Source organism: Microbacterium testaceum StLB037, from assembly GCF_000202635.1.
In the GTDB taxonomy this organism is placed as follows: Bacteria; Actinomycetota; Actinomycetes; order Actinomycetales; family Microbacteriaceae; genus Microbacterium; species Microbacterium testaceum_F.
In genome coordinates this window covers 417,004-434,091 of record NC_015125.1, presented here as the reverse complement: position 1 = coordinate 434,091, position 17,088 = coordinate 417,004, and the positions used below count along the sequence as shown (strand labels likewise).

Genomic DNA, 17,088 nt, shown 5'->3' with positions numbered 1-17,088 from the left:
CGAGGCGAGCGGTCACGCGTCCCACGCGGGCGGGTGGGGGAGCGGCCCGCGACGCTCCTCGAGCTGCGCGGCGATCGACAGCAACGTCGCCTCGCCGCCCGGGCGGCCGATCAGCTGCACCGACACCGGGTGACCCGTGGCATCCGTCGTGACGGGCAGCGTCAGCGCGGGGAGACCGGCGACGTTCACGAAGCTCGAGTACGGCGCGTACTCGACCTGCATCGCGAACGTGCGTTCCGGGGTGTGCCCGGCGTAGGAGCCGATCGGCTGCGGTGGTTGCGCGAGAGCCGGCGTCAGCACGGCGTCAAAGCGGGCGAAGTCGGCGATGGTGCGGCGCTCGAACGCGCGCGCGGCGGCCAGGCCGTCGAGCAGATCGAGCGACGACAGCCGTCGGCCCTCGCGGACGAGCCACGCGGTGAGCGGCTCGACGAGGCTCATGTCGTCCTCGCTCAGGGGGATGCGTGCCGCGCTCGCGCGCCACAGGACGTGGAAGAGTGCCGCGTAGCCGAAGGGATGCCACGCGGTATCCGTCACCTCATGTCCGGTGTCCGACAGCCAGGCGGCGGCCGTCTCGAAAGCCGTGCGCGCGTCGGCGTCGAGCCGGATGTCTTCGTCGTCATCCCACGGAGACACCGTGGTCACGCCGATGCGGAGGCCCCTCGGATCTCGCGCGGTGGCGTCGATGAACGGCCCGTGCCCCGGAGCCGCGGTCGCGTAGGCGAAGGGCGCGAGCCCCACGAGGGCGTCGAGGAGAAGAGCGGCGTCCTCGACGGTGCGCGCGATCGGCCCGGTGACGGAGAGGCCGTCGGGGGAGTCGAAGCCTGAACCGATCGGGAGACGCCCGCGCGACGGCTTGAGGCCGACGACCCCGACCGTCGCCGAGGGGATGCGGATCGACCCGCCGCCGTCGGAGCCCACCGCGGCTGGCAGGAGCCCCGCCGCGACGGCGACGGCCGCCCCGCCGCTCGATCCTCCGGCCCCCGCCGACAGGCGCCACGGATCGCGCGCGGGCGCGTGGATGAGCGGCTCGGTGAAACCGGTCAACCCGAACTCCGACGTGCTCGTCTTTCCGACGTTCACCGCGCCGGCGGCATCGAGCGCGTCGGCGAGAGGATCGGATGCCGTCGGCACGAGGCCTGCGCGGGAACGCGAGCCGTAGCGGGTGGGGACACCGGCACGGGCGACGAGGTCTTTATCGGCGAGGGGGATGCCCCAGAGGGCTCCGTGCGCGGGTGACTCCTGGAGCAGAGCGGATCGGCGGCGCGCGGCATCCGGAGTCACCTCGGCGAAGGCCCCCAGGTCGGCGAAGCGGGCGATGCGACCGAGATAGTGCTCGGTGAGGTCGACCGGCGAGAGGGTCCCCGCCCGGAGGGCCCCGACCTGTGCCGCGAGGGAGAGGTCGTGCAGCCGCGTCATACGTCGAGCCTAGGACGCACCGTGCCTCGGCATCGCGTCAGATCGAGTACTCCGGCGCCATCAGGAGGGCGCGCGTTTCTTCCCCGACCCGCCGCGAACGTGCCTTGGCCGGGACGCCCACGAGCACGCTGTCGGCGGGCGCATCGCGTGTGACCACGGCATTCGCGCCGATCACGGCCCGCGCCCCGATCGTGATGGGACCGAGGACCTTGGCCCCGGCGCCCACCGCGACTCCGTCGTGCAGCGTGGGGTGGCGCTTGCCGCCCTCGCGCTGGCGGCCGCCGAGCGTCACACCGTGATACAGCATGACGTCGTCGCCGACCTCCGCCGTCTCGCCGATCACGACGCCCATGCCGTGATCGATGAAGAAGCGCCGCCCGATCGTCGCGCCGGGATGGATCTCGATGCCCGTGAGCCAGCGGGTCAGCTGCGACAGGGCGCGCGCGGGGAACCGCAGGCCCCGTCGCCACAGCCGGTTCGCGATGCGGTACGACCAGACGGCGTGCAGTCCCGGGTACAGCAGAGCGATCTCGATCCCGCCGCGCGCCGCGGGGTCGCGGAGCTTGGCGGACGAGATGTCTTCGCGGACGCGGGAGAGGACCCCCACCGTCAGTCTTCGCGCAGGTGCTCGTACAGAGCGGTGGACAGGTAGCGCTCTCCGTACGAGGGGATGATGACGACGATGTTCTTGCCCGCGGCCTCGGGGCGCTTCGCGATCTCGAGGGCGGCCCAGATCGCCGCTCCCGACGACATACCGACGAGGATGCCGTCCTTGGCGGCGGTCTCGCGCGCCAGGCGGATCGCGTCGTCGAACTCGACGTCGATCACCTCGTCGAGGATGTCGCGGTCGAGGATCGCGGGGACGAAGTTCGGTCCGATGCCCTGGATCTTGTGCGGTCCGGGGTGTCCCTTGGTGAGGATGGGGGAGTCCGCGGGCTCGACGGCGACGATCTTGACGCCCGGCACGCGCTCCTTCAGCACCTGGCCGACACCGGTGATGGTGCCGCCCGTGCCGATCCCGGCGACGAAGTAGTCGACCTTGCCGTCGGTGTCGCGGAGGATCTCCTCCGCCGTGGTCTTGCGGTGGATGGCCGGGTTGGCCTCGTTCTCGAACTGACGGGCCCAGACGGCCCCCGGGGTCTCGGCGACGATGCGCTTGGCCTCGTCGACGGCGTACGACATGCCCTTGGTGGGGTCGGTGAGGACGAGCTCGGCGCCGAACGCCTTCAGCAGGATGCGGCGCTCCTTCGACATCGACGCGGGCATGGTGAGGATGACCTTGTACCCGCGGGCGGCGCCCACCATCGCGAGGGCGATGCCGGTGTTGCCGCTCGTGGACTCCACGATCGTGCCGCCCGGCTTCAGTTCGCCCGAGGCCTCGGCGGCGTCGACGATCGCGATACCGAGGCGGTCCTTGACGCTGGAAGCGGGGTTGTAGAACTCCAGCTTCGCCAGGATCTGGGCCTCGGTCCCCTCCGCGACGCGGTTCAGGCGCACCAGCGGAGTGTCGCCGAACGCGGAGGTGATGTCGGAGTGGATGCCGGGCATGGGTCGCCTTTCGCCGTCGATGAGAACGCGACAATCCTAGGTGAGTGGCGCGAGGCGAAGGCCTGTGTGACGCCGGACGACTAGGCTCGGACCCCGTCATGCGTGATACCGCACCACCCTCCGCTCCCACGGCCGCTCCCGTCGCCGAGGTCGTTCGCGACCTCGAGGCCCGGTTCTCCGCCGCCGGCATCCCCGACCCGCGCGTCGACGCCGAACTGCTCGTCGGCCACGTGCTCCGCACGTCGCGCGGCGGAGTGCAGGCCGCGGCGATCCGTGGAGACCGGATGCCACCGGCCGCCGCCGCCGACTTGCTTCCGCTCGCCGACCGTCGGTGCGCGCGCGAACCGCTGCAGCACCTCACCGGGGTCGCCCCGTTCCGCTCCCTCGAACTCGCGGTCGGACCCGGCGTCTTCGTTCCCCGACCCGAGACCGAGATGGTCGCTCAGCTGGCGATCGACGCGCTCGGCGCGGCGGCCGCGCCCGCGCCGATCGCGGTCGACCTCGGAACGGGCAGTGGAGCGATCGCCCTGGCGATGGCGACCGAGGTTCCCCACGCACGGGTGTTCGCCGCCGAGAACAGCGTCGACGCCTTCATCTGGACGAAGGAGAACGTCGCCCGCGTGGGAGCGACCAACGTCACCCTCGCGTTCGTCGACCTGGCCGACGCGTTCCCCGAACTCGACGGAACCGTGTCGGTCGTGGCATCCAATCCTCCCTACGTTCCCGACGACGCGATCCCTCGCGATCCCGAGGTCCGTCTGTACGACCCGCCCGCCGCCCTGTACGGCGGACCGGACGGACTGGATGCCGTGCGCCACCTCTCGCGCGTGGGCCTGCGGCTCGGACACCCCGGGGCGACCCTCGTCATCGAGCACGGGGAGTGGCAGGGCGCGGCGATCCGCGATCTGCTCACCGCGGACGGATGGCGCGCGGCCGCCACGCACCCCGACCTCACCTCGCGCGACCGGGCCACGACGGCCGTGCGTCCCTGACACGACGGTCCGTCCGCGCAAGTAGACTGGCGCGCGATATGTCACCTGTCTACGACTGCCGAGACGAGTCGCAGCTGCTCTCGGGCATGCGCCACGCACGCCAGGCGATCGGCCGCGGCGAGCTCGTCGTGCTCCCCACCGACACCGTCTACGGAATCGCCGCCGACGCGTTCAATGCGCGTGCCGTTGCCGGCCTCCTCGAGGCGAAGGGGCGCGGTCGTCAGCAGCCGCCGCCCGTGCTGGTCGCCGGGGTCGGCACGCTGCGCGCGCTCGTGGCGGAGATCCCCGCCGCCGTGGATGATCTCGTTCGTGAATTCTGGCCCGGCGGACTCACCATCGTGCTTCCCGCGCAGCCGTCGCTGTCGTGGGACCTGGGTGACACGCACGGCACGGTCGCCGTGCGGATGCCCGCCCACCACCTCACCCTCGAGCTCCTCGAAGAGACCGGCCCTCTGGCCGTCTCGAGCGCGAACCTGACCGGCATGGCGGCGGCCGTCGACATCGATTCCGCTCGCGACATGCTCGGCGACAGCGTCTCCGCCTACCTCGACTCGGGTCCGAGCGAGACGGGTATCGCCTCGACGATCGTCGATGCCACCACCCTCGTCGGCGGCGCAGAACCCCGCGTCCGCGTGCTGCGGGAGGGCGCGGTCTCGCGCGAGCGGCTGCGCGAGGTCCTCGGCGATCTGCTCGAGCCGGATCCCGACCCCGACGCTCCCGCGCCGATCATCGCTGCCCCCTCCGTCGAGGCCCCGAAGGCCGAGTCGTCGGAGACGGATGCCGAGGCGCCGGGTCCGTGACCCAGTACCTCCTCACCATCCTGTTCACGGCGGCGGTCACTCTCGCGCTGTCGTGGGTGGTGTGGAAGCTCGCCCTGCGCTTCAAGCTCTATCCCGGCATCCGGGATCGAGACGTGCACAAGACGCCCACCCCGCGGCTGGGTGGGGTGGCGATGTTCCTCGGCGTGGTGGCGGCCTTCGCGCTGTCGAGCCGAAACCCGTACTTCTCGATCTTCTGGACCGATCCCGTCCCGGTGCTCTGGCTGCTGGGCGCGGTCCTGCTCATCGTCCTCATCGGCGTCGCCGACGACCTGTGGGACCTGGACTGGATGATCAAGCTCGGTGCGCAGTTCGTCGCCGCGGGCATGATCGCGTGGTTCGGACAGCTGCAGATCCTCTCCCTCCCGATCGGTGCACTGACCGTCGGGTCGAGCTGGGTCAGCTTCCTGCTCACGGTCTTCGCGATGGTCGTCGTCATGAACGCCGTGAACTTCATCGACGGGCTGAACGGTCTGGTGGCGGGCGTCTGCCTCATTGCCAACGGGGTCTTCTTCGCGTATTCGTACCTGCTCGTGCGCGACACCGGCGCCAGCACGTACTTCAACCTCGCCTCCTTCATCGCGGCGGTGCTGGTCGGCGCGTGCCTCGGCTTCCTCCCCATGAACTGGACGCCGGCGAAGCTCTTCATGGGGGATGCCGGTGCCTTGATGCTCGGCCTGCTCATGGCGAGCTCGGCGGTCGCCATCACGGGGCAGTTGGATCCGGCGGTCCTCGACCCCGAGAAGATCGGTCGTTCGCAGCTGCTCGGTGCGTTCATCCCGATCCTGCTCCCCGTCGTCATCGTGCTGTTGCCGCTCCTGGACTTCGGCCTGGCCGTCATCCGTCGCCAGTGGGCCGGACGTTCGCCGTTCTCTCCCGACCGCAAGCACCTGCACCACCGGATGCTGGACATGGGTCACACCGACACCAGTGCGGTCCTGATCTTCTACAGCTGGACGGCCGTGGTGAGCCTCGCGTTCCTCCTCATGTACATCGGTACCCAGCAGAGCTGGCCGGGCGACTACCTCGCCGGCATCCTCTTCGGGGTCGTGGGCGTCATCGCCTGCGCGGTGCTCACCCTCCTTCCCTCGTCTCATCGCCTGCGCCGTCTGTCCCCTCGACGTGCGCGCCCCACCCCACCGGAGCCTCACTCATGACCAGCACCTCGCCCGCCCGCCGCCCTTCCAGCACCCCGGTGCTGCGCACAGCGCTCGTCTGGGGTGGGATCGTCACCGCCGTCCTCCTCGTCGTGGGAGCCGTCGTGGGGTTCGCCGTCGGGGGAGCGAGCGGTCTGGGGAGCGCTCTCGCGGGAGTCGCTGTCAGCGCCGTGTTCCTCGCGGTCACCGCGACGAGCATCCTCGTGGCCAACCGATGGTTCGGCGATCCCCTCTACGTCCCGATCTTCTTCGGCATCGTGCTCGGGGGCTGGCTGCTGAAGCTCGTCCTCTTCATCGTCGCGATCGTCGTGCTGCGCGAGCAGGCGTGGGTGGATCCGATGACGTTCTACGTCGCGCTCGTCGTGAGTGTGCTCGCCTCCCTCGTCGTCGATGTGGTCGTGCTGCTCCGCATGCGCATCCCGAGCGCCAGCGACGTGACTCTGCCGACCGATCCGGACGAGGGCGACCGCCGGTCCTGACCCGCGAGCCCGCGGCCGTACCGTTCCTTCGTCTCGCGTGCAAGCGAGATACCCCGGTGCCGAGAGGATCCCGCGCACTCGCCGCATGGATCCGCTGGGAGTTTGATAGGGTTGGGTAAGTACCCGCCCGCACCAGGGCTGTCCCTCAGGTTTGCACTCTGGGTACTCTCACCGACCATCGTCGCAACGGTTCACACCGATGCCCCGAAGCTGGAGCCAGCGCTGACTACTCAAGCTGCGACCCTGATCACGAACCTCGCGTCCGCGGGTGCGGAGTTCCACCCGCCGTCCATCGGCGAGTTCTTCCCCGACGCGGTGCTTTTCGAGGGCACGATCTTCGCGATCACCCGCATCAACCTCACGCAGATGCTGGCCACGCTCGTGCTCGTGCTGTTCCTGGTCATCGGAACCCGACGCATGAAGGTCGTCCCCGGTCGCTTCCAGAGCGTCGTCGAGATGGGCCTGGACTTCGTCCGCGTCAACATCGCCGAGGACATCCTCGGTCGCAAGGACGGCAAGCGCTTCCTGCCGATCCTGACCACCATCTTCTTCATGGTGCTGTTCATGAACATCACGGGTGTCATCCCCGGTCTGAACATCGCCGGCACCAGCGTCATCGCGGTGCCCATGCTGCTGGCCCTCGTCGCGTACGTGACGTTCATCTACGCGGGTATCAAGAAGAGCCCCGGCGGCTTCTTCAAGAACGCGCTGCTGCCCTCGGGCGTGCCGTGGCCGCTCTACATCATCATCGTCCCGCTCGAGTTCCTCTCGACCTTCATCATCCGTCCCGTCACGCTGACGCTGCGACTTCTGATGAACATGGTCGTCGGCCACCTCATGCTGGTGCTGTTCTTCTCGGCCACCCAGTTCTTCGTGGTCGACCTCAGCGGATGGTGGACGGCCCTCGGCGCCGGTTCTCTCGCCTTCGGCTTCGCCTTCACCCTGTTCGAAATCTTCGTCGCCTTCCTCCAGGCGTACGTCTTCGCGATCCTCACCGCGGTCTACATCCAGCTCGCGGTCGCAGAAGAGCACTGAGCGGCCCGGCGCACGCCGAGCCACCCAACGAAAGGAAAAAACCCGTGGACGCAACTACGGTTCTCGCCCAGGTCACCGGTAACGTCGCCACGATCGGCTACGGTCTCGCCGCCATCGGCCCCGCCATCGGCGTGGGCATCGTCGTCGGCAAGACGATCGAGGGCGTCGCCCGTCAGCCCGAGCTCGCGGGCCGCCTGCAGGTGCTGATGTTCATCGGTATCGCGTTCACCGAGGCGCTCGCCTTCATCGGTATCGCGACCGGCTTCATCTTCACTTGATCCCGGCCGCTCTCGACTCACTGTAAGGAGACAGGATGCTGAACGCTCTTGTCACACTCGCCGCGGAGCCCGCGGGGGAAGCGCACAACCCGCTCTTCCCTGCGATCTACGACATCATCTGGTCGGCCGTCTGCTTCGTCGTCATCGTCTTCGTGGTGTGGCGCGTCGCTCTGCCGCGCATGGCGAAGCTGCTCGACGAGCGCAGTGCTGCCATCGAGGGCAACATCGCGAAGGCCGACGAGGCTCAGCGACAGGCCGAGGCCGCGCTCGAGCAGTACACCGCCCAGCTCGCTGAGGCGCGTCGCGAAGCCGGCGAGATCCGCGAGACGGCCAACCAGGACGGACGCAAGATCGTCGCTGAGGCCAAGGAGACGGCGTCGGCTGAGGCCGCACGCATCACCGCCGCTGCTCACTCGCAGATCGAAGCCGAGCGCCAGACCGCTCTCGTCCAGCTGCGCACCGAGGTCGGGACCCTCGCGGTCGACCTCGCCGGCAACGTGATCGGCGAGACCCTGGCAGACGATGCTCGGGCGAACGCCGTCGTCGATCGTTTCCTCGCCGAGCTCGAGGCATCCGAGACCCTTCGACAGGCTCAGGGACCGGTGAGTAACTGATGGGCAGCGCGACCACTCAGGCGCGGACCGCGACGGCGGAGGCCCTGGCTTCCACCTCGGGCGTCGATCTCGACGTCGCGCGCGAACTGTTCGCGGCCGTCGGTGCCGTGAGCGGGTCGGCTCAGCTGAGCGGCGCGCTGTCCGACTCGTCGGTGCCGGCGCCCGCTCGCGCGGGGCTGGTGTCGGCTGTCTTCGGCTCTTCCTACCGCCCCGCGACGGTGGCGCTGCTCAGCAGTGCCGCTCAGCAGCGCTGGTCGAACTCCGCGGAGTTCGTCGAGGGTCTCGAAGAGCTCGCCGTCCGCGCCACCGCGGTCGCCGAGTCGGCGGACATCGAGCCCGAGCTGTTCTCGTTCTCGCGCACGGTCGCCGCCAACGGCGAACTCGAGCTCGCCCTGGGCGGGCGTCTCGGAGACGCCTCCGCCAAGGGGGCGCTCGTCACGAAGCTCCTCGACGGACGGGTGAGTGCCGGTACGGCACTGATCGTGTCCTCGCTGGTGGAGAACGCGCGCGGTCGTCGTGTGCGCGCGATCCTGCGCCGGGCGGAGAGCATCGTCGCCGATCAGCGGGCGCGCGTCGTCGCATCCGTGTACGCGGCATCGCCCCTCAACGCCGAGCAGCAGACCCGTCTGCAGAACGCTCTGAGCGCCCGGTACGGGTCAGCGGTGACGCTGAACACCGTGATCGACCCGACGGTGGTCGGCGGACTGCGCGTGCAGGTCGCCGACGACGTCATCGACGCGAGCGTGTCCGCACGTCTCGCTGACCTCCGCCAGCGGATCGCAGGCTAAAGACTTTCCGCCCGAGTGGGCGTGGATCTGGGGGCCAAGAGCCCCACGAACGAAGGAAGACAATGGCAGATCTCTCTATCAGCCCCGACGTCATTCGTGACGCGCTGAAGGACTTCGTCAACGCCTACGAGCCCACCGGCGCTGCGGCGACCGAGGTCGGCGCCGTCGTCGACGCGGCCGACGGCATCGCGCACGTCGAGGGCCTTCCCGGCGTCATGGCCAACGAGCTCATCCGCTTCGCGGACGGCACGCTGGGTCTGGCCCAGAACCTCGACGAGAACGAGGTCGGTGTCGTCGTCCTCGGCGAGTTCTCCGGCATCGAAGCGGGGCAGAGCGTCACCCGTACCGGCGAGGTCCTCTCGGTCGGCGTGGGCGAGGGCTACCTCGGCCGTGTGGTCGATCCCCTCGGCAACCCGATCGACGGTCTCGGCGAGATCGCGACCACGGGTCGTCGTGCCCTCGAGCTCCAGGCTCCCGGCGTCATGCAGCGCAAGAGCGTGCACGAGCCCCTTCAGACGGGCATCAAGGCCATCGACGCCATGATCCCCGTCGGGCGCGGCCAGCGTCAGCTCATCATCGGCGACCGCCAGACCGGTAAGACGGCCATTGCGATCGACACGATCATCAACCAGAAGGCCAACTGGGAGTCGGGCGACGTCAACAAGCAGGTCCGCTGCATCTACGTCGCCATCGGCCAGAAGGGCTCGACCATCGCTTCGGTGAAGGGCGCGCTCGAGGACGCCGGTGCGATGGAGTACACCACCATCGTCGCGGCCCCCGCCTCCGACCCCGCCGGCTTCAAGTACCTCGCCCCCTACACCGGCTCGGCCATCGGCCAGCACTGGATGTACGAGGGCAAGCACGTCCTGATCATCTTCGACGACCTGTCGAAGCAGGCCGAGGCCTACCGTGCCGTCTCGCTCCTCCTCCGCCGTCCGCCGGGCCGCGAGGCGTACCCCGGCGACGTCTTCTACCTGCACTCGCGTCTGCTCGAGCGTTGCGCGAAGCTGTCCGACGAGCTCGGTGCCGGCTCGATGACGGGCCTGCCCATCATCGAGACCAAGGCCAACGACGTCTCGGCGTACATCCCGACCAACGTGATCTCGATCACCGACGGCCAGATCTTCCTCCAGTCCGACCTCTTCAACGCCAACCAGCGTCCGGCGGTCGACGTGGGTATCTCGGTCTCGCGAGTCGGCGGCGACGCGCAGGTCAAGTCGATCAAGAAGGTCTCGGGAACGCTCAAGCTCGAGCTCGCGCAGTACCGCTCGCTCGAGGCGTTCGCGATGTTCGCGTCCGACCTCGACGCGGCCTCGCGTCGTCAGCTCGCCCGTGGCGCGCGCCTGACCGAACTGCTCAAGCAGCCGCAGTACTCGCCGTACCCCGTCGAGGAGCAGGTCGTTTCGATCTGGGCCGGCACGAACGGCAAGCTCGACAGCGTCGAGGTGTCGGATGTGCTGCGCTTCGAGCGCGAGCTGCTCGACTACCTCCGTCGCAACTCGACCGTGCTCGACACGCTGCGCGAGACAAACGTCCTCGACGACGACACCCTCGCCGAACTGGAGAAGAAGGTCGACGCGTTCGCCCTCGAGTTCCAGCCCGGTGGCGACCAGAGCGTCGTCGGCGCCGAGAAGGTCGATGCGGCCGAGGCTGAAGACGTCAACCAGGAGCGGATCGTCAAGGGCCGTCGCTAAGAGCGACGACACGAGAACGGAATCATGGGCGCACAACTGCGGGTCTACAAGCAGAAGATCAGTTCTGCTCAGACGACCAAGAAGATCACCAAGGCGATGGAGCTCATCGCGGCCTCGCGCATTCAGAAGGCGATGGCGCGTGTGCGCGCGGCATCTCCCTTCGCGCGTGCCGTGACGAGTGCCGTCTCCGCGGTGGCCACGTACTCGTCCGTCGACCACCCGCTGACGACCGAGCGCGAGAACATCCGTCGCTCCGCCGTGGTCATCTTCACGTCCGACCGCGGCCTCGCCGGCGCGTTCAACTCGCAGATCCTCCGCGAGGGTCTCGAGCTGGCCGAGCTGCTGCGGTCGCAGGGCAAAGAGGTCGTGTTCTACCTCGTCGGGCGCAAGGCGGTCGGTTACTTCCAGTTCCGTCGCATGGCGAGTGTAGAGCAGTGGGTCGGCGACACCGACACCCCGCAGTTCTCGACGGCGGAGGAGATCTCCGAGGCCGTCCTGAAGGCGTACCGCGCGGGTGGCGAGAACGACGGCGTCGACGAGATCCACCTCGTCTACAACCGCTTCGTCAGCATGATGACCCAGTCGCCGGAGTCGGTCCGCCTGCTCCCGCTCGAGGTCATCGAGGCCGATGAGGCCCCGGCGCAGTCCGAGATCTACCCGCTCTACGAGTTCGAGCCCGACGCGGAGACCGTCCTCGACGCGCTCCTGCCGGTGTACGTCCAGAGCCGCATCTTCAACGCCCTCCTCCAGTCGTCGGCTGCCAAGCACGCCGCGACGCAGAAGGCGATGAAGTCGGCCAGCGACAACGCCGACAAGCTCATCACCGACTACACCCGCCTGCGCAACAACGCGCGTCAGGCGGAGATCACGCAGCAGATCGCCGAGATCGTCGGCGGCGCCGATGCCCTGGCATCCGGCAAGTAAGTTCCCAAGGAGAGAAGAAGCCATGAGCCTCACCGCCGAGAAGACCGACGCGGCCGTCGTCGGACGCGTCGCGCGCGTCACCGGCCCGGTCGTCGACATCGAGTTCCCGCATGACGCGATCCCCGAGATCTACAACGCGCTGAAGACCACGATCACCATCGGTGACGAGTCGACCGAGATCACCCTCGAGGTCGCTCAGCACCTCGGTGACGACCTCGTCCGCGCCATCGCCCTCAAGCCGACCGACGGCATCGTCCGCGGCCAGGAGGTGCGCAACACCGGCGGCCCCATCTCGGTGCCCGTCGGCGACGTCACCAAGGGCAAGGTCTTCGACGTGACCGGCGAGGTCCTCAACGCCGCGCCCGGCGAGCAGATCGAGGTCACCGAGCGCTGGGGCATCCACCGCAAGGCGCCCAGCTTCGACCAGCTCGAGTCCAAGACCGAGATGTTCGAGACCGGAATCAAGTCGATCGACCTCCTCACCCCCTACGTGCAGGGTGGAAAGATCGGTCTCTTCGGTGGTGCGGGCGTCGGCAAGACGGTCCTCATCCAGGAGATGATCCAGCGCGTGGCGCAGGACCACGGTGGTGTCTCGGTGTTCGCCGGTGTCGGCGAGCGCACCCGTGAGGGCAACGACCTCATCGGCGAGATGGAAGAGGCGGGCGTCTTCGACAAGACCGCCCTCGTGTTCGGCCAGATGGACGAGCCGCCGGGAACGCGCCTGCGCGTCGCCCTGTCGGCCCTGACGATGGCGGAGTACTTCCGCGACGTGCAGAAGCAGGACGTGCTGCTCTTCATCGACAACATCTTCCGCTTCACGCAGGCCGGTTCCGAGGTCTCGACGCTGCTCGGCCGTATGCCCTCCGCCGTGGGTTACCAGCCGAACCTCGCCGACGAGATGGGTGTGCTCCAGGAGCGCATCACATCGACGCGCGGTCACTCGATCACCTCGCTGCAGGCGATCTACGTCCCCGCCGACGACTACACCGACCCGGCTCCGGCGACCACGTTCGCGCACCTCGACGCCACGACCGAGCTTTCGCGCGAGATCGCGTCGAAGGGTCTGTACCCGGCCATCGACCCGCTGACGTCGACGAGCCGCATCCTCGACCCGCGCTACATCGGTGCCGACCACTACCGCGTCGCCACCGCCGTGAAGCAGATCCTGCAGAAGAACAAGGAACTGCAGGAGATCATCGCGATCCTCGGTGTCGACGAGCTCTCCGAGGAAGACAAGATCGTCGTGTCGCGTGCACGCCGCATCCAGCAGTTCCTCTCGCAGAACACCTACATGGCGAAGAAGTTCACCGGCGTCGAGGGCTCCACGGTCCCGATCAAGGAGACCATCGAGTCGTTCGACGCGATCGTCAAGGGTGACTTCGACCACGTCGCCGAGCAGGCGTTCTTCAACGTCGGTGGCATCTCCGACGTCGAGGCGAAGTGGGCGCAGATCCAGAAGGAGAACGGCTGACATGTCGTTGCGCGTGAGCCTGGTGTCTGCCGACGCCGAGGTGTGGACGGGGGAGGCCTCGCTCGTCGTGGCCAAGACCGTCGAGGGTGAGATCGGCTTCATGCAAGGGCATGAGCCGGTCCTCGCGATCCTCGCCCAGGGCGAGGTGCGCATCACCCGCGCCGACGGCTCGAAGATCCTCGCCAGTGCCCAGGACGGCTTCCTGTCCATGGCGAACGACGAGCTCACGATCGTGGCGGGCAACGCCGCGCTCGTGTCCTGACGTCTCACTCATCGCGACGCGCGTCGCCCGGATTTCCGGGCGGCGCGCGTCGGTCGTTTTCCGGAAGTCGCATGCTGGTTCTCCTGCCTCCCTCTGAAACCAAGCGGCGCGGCGGCGACGGTCCGCCGTTGCGTCTCGACGCCCTTGCGATGCCGTCGCTGCGCGCCCCGCGCGAGGCCGTCGTCGACGCCCTCGTCGCCCTCTCCGCCGATGAGGATGAAGCCGCGCGCGTCCTCAAGCTCAGCGCGAAGCGCCGACACGAGATCGCCGACAACGCGGCCTTGCGCAGCTCCCCGACGATGCCCGCGATCGACCGCTACACCGGGGTGCTCTTCGATGCGTTGGATGCCGGGAGCCTGGGCGCCACGGCGCGGTCCTGGGTGGCCGCGCACGTCGCCATCCACTCGGCGCCCCTCGGCCCGATCGGGGCGCTCGACGGCATCCCGACGTATCGCTTGGCCGCGGGGACGTCGATCCCCGGGCTTCCCGCTCTTCGGCGGGTCTGGGCCGGTGCGGTGAGCGCCGCTCTCTCGACTCTGGCACCGAGCTTCGTCCTCGATCTGCGGTCCGAGGCGTATGCCGCGCTCGGCCCGGTCCCGGCGGATGTGCAGAGCTCTTACGTCCGCGTGGTCACGGGCGGGGGAGACAGCCCCGTACGCGCGTTGAATCACTTCAACAAGCACGCGAAGGGCGAGTTGGTGCGGTCTTTGGCGACGACAGCCCCGGAGATCCATTCGGTGGGCGACTTCACCGCGTGGGCCGAGGCATCCGGGTGGGTCGTCCGTGAGGGTGAGCCCGGGGAGATCGCGCTCGTCGTCTAGCACACCCGTGTGGCGGGTGTCAGGTAATACTCAGGTTCGCTACCATGTCACCCGCGGGGGAAATCCTCGCTGGCGTGCCGTTCTTGCGCCATCACCCGTTCGAAAGGATCGACGTGGACATCCTTCACCTCGCATACAGTGACCCCTACGACACCTCCGGTGCCGCGGGGCTCGCCGTTATGGGCGCCGTTTACGCATTCGCGGCCGTCATCGGACTCATCGGCTACGTCATCGGCTCCTTCCTGCTCATGAAGGTCTTCGAGCGGGCCGGCGTCGAGGGCAAGTGGCGCGCGTGGGTCCCGGTCTACAACTACATGGTCTTCGTGAAGCTCGGCGACATCTCGCCCTGGGTGATCCTCGGCATCGCGGTGGCTTGGGCGATCCCCTTCCTCAACTTCCTCGCCATTCCGGTCGGCCTCGTCGTCCTGATCATGGCGGCCGTGCGCGTCAACGCGAAGTTCGGTCGCGAATGGCCGATCCTGCTGCTGTTCCTCCTCAGCGGCCTCGGCGTGTGGATCTGGCTCGGCATCCTCGGCTTCAGCGGAAACCGCTGGAATCCCGCTGCCGCGTCGCCCTCGCCGTGGGGCAGCTCGTTCCTCGCCGACAAGACCGTCTGGAACGGCATCCCCGTCCAGCCGGCGCAGCAGGGCGCGGGTGTGAACGGCGGCGGCTACGGCGCCGCGCCCCAGGGCTACGCTGCGCCGTCCAACCCGAGCTACCCGCCGGCTCCGCCCGCCTCGGGCGCGACCCCGCCGCCCCCGGCGCCCCCGGCGACCGGCACGACCCCGCCGCCGCCCGCCCCGCCGGCCGGTCCGCAGGTCTGACCATCCGATGGGCTCCTCACCCTGGTGAGGAGCCCATCGTCGTTCAACGGGTTAGCGTGGAGGGATGACGAGCTCGCCTCTTCCCCAACGACCTGTCGGACGCTCCGGGCTGAGGGTCTCGGCCATCGGACTCGGATGCAACAACTTCGGCCGTGCCGGCACGGCGACGGAGACGCTCGACGGGACGCGCGCGGTGCTGAACGCCGCTTTGGATGCCGGGGTGACGTTCCTCGACACCGCGGACGTGTACGGGCGCGAGTTCGGACTGTCCGAGACGCTCATGGGCGAGGCGCTTCAGGGGCGGCGTGACGAGGTGGTCCTCGCCACGAAGTTCGGCCACGCCGACCTCGCTCCCGGAGTGCCCGGGGGTGCCAAGGCATCGCGAACGTCGATCCGACGCTCGGTCGAGGGATCGCTCCGGCGGCTGCGAACCGACTGGATCGACCTGTACCAGCTTCACACGCCCGACCCGTCGACGCCGATCGACGAGACGCTCGACGCGCTCGCGGATCTCGTCCGAGAGGGCAAGGTCCGTTACGTGGGGCACTCCAACTTCTCGGGCTGGCAGATCGCCGAGGCGGATCACGCGGCGAAGGGCGTCCGGTTCGTCTCGTCGCAGAACCAGTACAGCCTCCTGGCCCGCGCGGCCGAGCGCGAGGTGCTCCCGGCCGTCGACCGCTTCGGTCTGGGACTGCTGCCGTTCTTCCCCCTGCACAACGGCCTGCTGACGGGCAAGTTCTCCCGCGAAGGCGGTCCCGAGCACAGCCGCATCATGCGCCAGCGTCCCCATCTGTGGCGGAACGCGCCGTGGGATGCGCTGGAGCGCTATCAGACGTTCTGCGATGAGCGGGGGATCACGATGCTCCAGGCGACCTTCGCCTGGTTCCTCGCCAATCCGCTCGTCGCGAGCGTCATCGCCGGAGCGACCAGCCCGGAGCAAGTCCAGGCGAACGCCGCCGCCGCGACCGCCTGGGAACCGAGCGTCGACGACATCGCCGAGATCGACGGCATCCTGAGTCTGCCCGCCGATCCGGCCGCGGGATGATGCCGCCGTGTCCCGCGAGTGGGCGCGGCGCTGCGGAAGTCGACGGGGGACCGTCCATTAGGATGGCAGGGCCGTGCGCTCTCGCCGGCGAAGCTGTCGGCCAACCGGAGGATCTGTCGTGCCCGAGGTGACCACGCATACGCGTACCGTTCCGCTGTCCGAGACGACGCTCGATCTCGCCTGGGCTGCCGGCACCGATACGGGTAAGCGCCGCGAGGTCAACCAGGACGCGGTCCTCGCGGAGTACCCCCTCTTCGTCGTCGCCGACGGCATGGGCGGGCACCTCGGCGGAGAGATCGCCAGCGCGAGCACGGTGGATCGCCTGCAGGCGGTCGTCAGCGGAGGGACGGTGTCGCCGCGCCACATCGAGAAGGCGCTCTCGCGCGCGGTGAAGGACATCGTCTCGCACCCCGAGACGACCGACGAGGGCACCGGCACGACCCTCACCGGCCTCTATCTCGAGACGACCGCGGAAGAGCCGCACTGGGTGACGCTGAACATCGGCGACTCGCGCGTGTACCTGCTGCGCGACGGGGAGATCGTCCAGGTGACGACGGACCACTCGGTCGTCCAAGAACTGATCGCCGCGGGCCGACTGAGCCCGGAAGAGGCGGAGAACCACCCGTACGGCAACGTGATCACGCGGGCCGTCGGCCCGAGCGACAGCGTCAAGCCCGACTACCTCCGCCTCGAGGTGGTTGACGGTGACCGCTTCGTCGTGTGTTCGGACGGGCTCACGAAAGAACTCACCGACTTCGGGATCAAGCACTTCCTCGAGGCCAACGCCGACCCGGCCGCAGCGGTCGAGGCGATGATGGCGGCGGCGCTCGAGAACGGCGGTCGCGACAACATCACGATCATCGTGCTCGACGTTTCGCGTCAATCTTCCTGAGAATTCGCTCTTGACCGCGGTTGCCGCGGA

The 17,088-nt window shown here is 68.7% G+C and carries 19 protein-coding genes; 16 read left to right on the top strand and 3 right to left on the bottom strand.

What is annotated here, in order from left to right:
• Positions 1-12: 12 nt before the first annotated feature.
• The 3 genes from MTES_RS02070 to cysK are packed head-to-tail and all read right to left on the bottom strand — an operon-like array spanning position 13 to position 2,964.
• A complete protein-coding gene (locus tag MTES_RS02070) occupies positions 13-1,416 on the bottom strand; it encodes an amidase (RefSeq protein WP_013583515.1) in 1,404 nt (467 codons plus the stop codon).
• A gap of 37 nt (positions 1,417-1,453) precedes the next feature.
• The gene (gene epsC, locus MTES_RS02065; protein ID WP_013583514.1) at positions 1,454-2,023 is read right to left on the bottom strand and encodes a serine O-acetyltransferase EpsC; all 570 of its coding nucleotides are present in this window, start codon (positions 2,021-2,023) and stop codon (positions 1,454-1,456) included.
• 2 nt (positions 2,024-2,025) lie between these two features.
• The gene (gene cysK / locus MTES_RS02060) at positions 2,026-2,964 is read right to left on the bottom strand and encodes a cysteine synthase A (protein WP_013583513.1); all 939 of its coding nucleotides are present in this window, start codon (positions 2,962-2,964) and stop codon (positions 2,026-2,028) included.
• A 98-nt stretch (positions 2,965-3,062) separates the two neighbouring features.
• Here cysK and prmC point away from each other — a divergent pair, with 98 nt between their 5' ends.
• From prmC to MTES_RS01980, 16 genes are all read left to right on the top strand, one after another.
• Positions 3,063-3,956, top strand: coding sequence for a peptide chain release factor N(5)-glutamine methyltransferase (gene prmC / locus MTES_RS02055; protein ID WP_013583512.1), 894 nt, complete (start codon positions 3,063-3,065; stop codon positions 3,954-3,956).
• A gap of 38 nt (positions 3,957-3,994) precedes the next feature.
• Positions 3,995-4,756, top strand: a complete 762-nt coding sequence (locus tag MTES_RS02050; protein WP_013583511.1) for an L-threonylcarbamoyladenylate synthase — start codon at positions 3,995-3,997, stop codon at positions 4,754-4,756.
• The gene (locus tag MTES_RS02045; RefSeq protein WP_013583510.1) at positions 4,753-5,931 is read left to right on the top strand and encodes an MraY family glycosyltransferase; all 1,179 of its coding nucleotides are present in this window, start codon (positions 4,753-4,755) and stop codon (positions 5,929-5,931) included. Before MTES_RS02050 ends, MTES_RS02045 begins: the two co-directional genes overlap by 4 nt.
• The gene (locus MTES_RS02040; protein WP_013583509.1) at positions 5,928-6,410 is read left to right on the top strand and encodes a hypothetical protein; all 483 of its coding nucleotides are present in this window, start codon (positions 5,928-5,930) and stop codon (positions 6,408-6,410) included. Before MTES_RS02045 ends, MTES_RS02040 begins: the two co-directional genes overlap by 4 nt.
• Before the next feature lie 222 nt (positions 6,411-6,632).
• A complete protein-coding gene (gene atpB / locus MTES_RS02035; protein WP_419865643.1) occupies positions 6,633-7,445 on the top strand; it encodes a F0F1 ATP synthase subunit A in 813 nt (270 codons plus the stop codon).
• 44 nt (positions 7,446-7,489) lie between these two features.
• Positions 7,490-7,723 carry a F0F1 ATP synthase subunit C gene (atpE, locus tag MTES_RS02030; RefSeq protein WP_043360904.1) on the top strand — a complete coding sequence of 78 codons (234 nt, stop codon included), beginning with the start codon at positions 7,490-7,492 and terminating at the stop codon, positions 7,721-7,723.
• 35 nt (positions 7,724-7,758) lie between these two features.
• Positions 7,759-8,337 carry a F0F1 ATP synthase subunit B gene (locus tag MTES_RS02025; RefSeq protein ID WP_013583506.1) on the top strand — a complete coding sequence of 193 codons (579 nt, stop codon included), beginning with the start codon at positions 7,759-7,761 and terminating at the stop codon, positions 8,335-8,337.
• Positions 8,337-9,125, top strand: a complete 789-nt coding sequence (locus MTES_RS02020; RefSeq protein WP_013583505.1) for a F0F1 ATP synthase subunit delta — start codon at positions 8,337-8,339, stop codon at positions 9,123-9,125. Before MTES_RS02025 ends, MTES_RS02020 begins: the two co-directional genes overlap by 1 nt.
• Before the next feature lie 62 nt (positions 9,126-9,187).
• The gene (atpA, locus tag MTES_RS02015) at positions 9,188-10,819 is read left to right on the top strand and encodes a F0F1 ATP synthase subunit alpha (protein WP_013583504.1); all 1,632 of its coding nucleotides are present in this window, start codon (positions 9,188-9,190) and stop codon (positions 10,817-10,819) included.
• 24 nt (positions 10,820-10,843) lie between these two features.
• A complete protein-coding gene (locus MTES_RS02010) occupies positions 10,844-11,743 on the top strand; it encodes a F0F1 ATP synthase subunit gamma (protein ID WP_013583503.1) in 900 nt (299 codons plus the stop codon).
• 22 nt (positions 11,744-11,765) lie between these two features.
• On the top strand, positions 11,766-13,214 hold the full coding sequence (gene atpD / locus MTES_RS02005; RefSeq protein ID WP_013583502.1) for a F0F1 ATP synthase subunit beta: 1,449 nt from the start codon (positions 11,766-11,768) through the stop codon (positions 13,212-13,214).
• A 1-nt stretch (position 13,215) separates the two neighbouring features.
• Positions 13,216-13,476: a F0F1 ATP synthase subunit epsilon gene (locus tag MTES_RS02000; RefSeq protein WP_013583501.1), complete on the top strand. Its 261-nt coding sequence runs from the start codon at positions 13,216-13,218 to the stop codon at positions 13,474-13,476.
• Between the two features lie 71 nt (positions 13,477-13,547).
• Positions 13,548-14,297 (top strand): YaaA family protein, encoded by a 750-nt coding sequence (locus MTES_RS01995; protein ID WP_013583500.1) that lies wholly within the window; start codon positions 13,548-13,550, stop codon positions 14,295-14,297.
• Between the two features lie 113 nt (positions 14,298-14,410).
• Entirely contained in the window at positions 14,411-15,121 is a 711-nt protein-coding gene (locus MTES_RS01990) for a hypothetical protein (RefSeq protein ID WP_013583499.1), read from the top strand.
• Positions 15,122-15,185: 64 nt separating this feature from the next.
• Positions 15,186-16,166 (top strand): aldo/keto reductase, encoded by a 981-nt coding sequence (locus MTES_RS01985; protein WP_013583498.1) that lies wholly within the window; start codon positions 15,186-15,188, stop codon positions 16,164-16,166.
• Positions 16,167-16,284: 118 nt separating this feature from the next.
• A complete protein-coding gene (locus tag MTES_RS01980) occupies positions 16,285-17,058 on the top strand; it encodes a PP2C family protein-serine/threonine phosphatase (RefSeq protein WP_013583497.1) in 774 nt (257 codons plus the stop codon).
• The last annotated feature ends 30 nt before the right edge of the window (positions 17,059-17,088 follow it).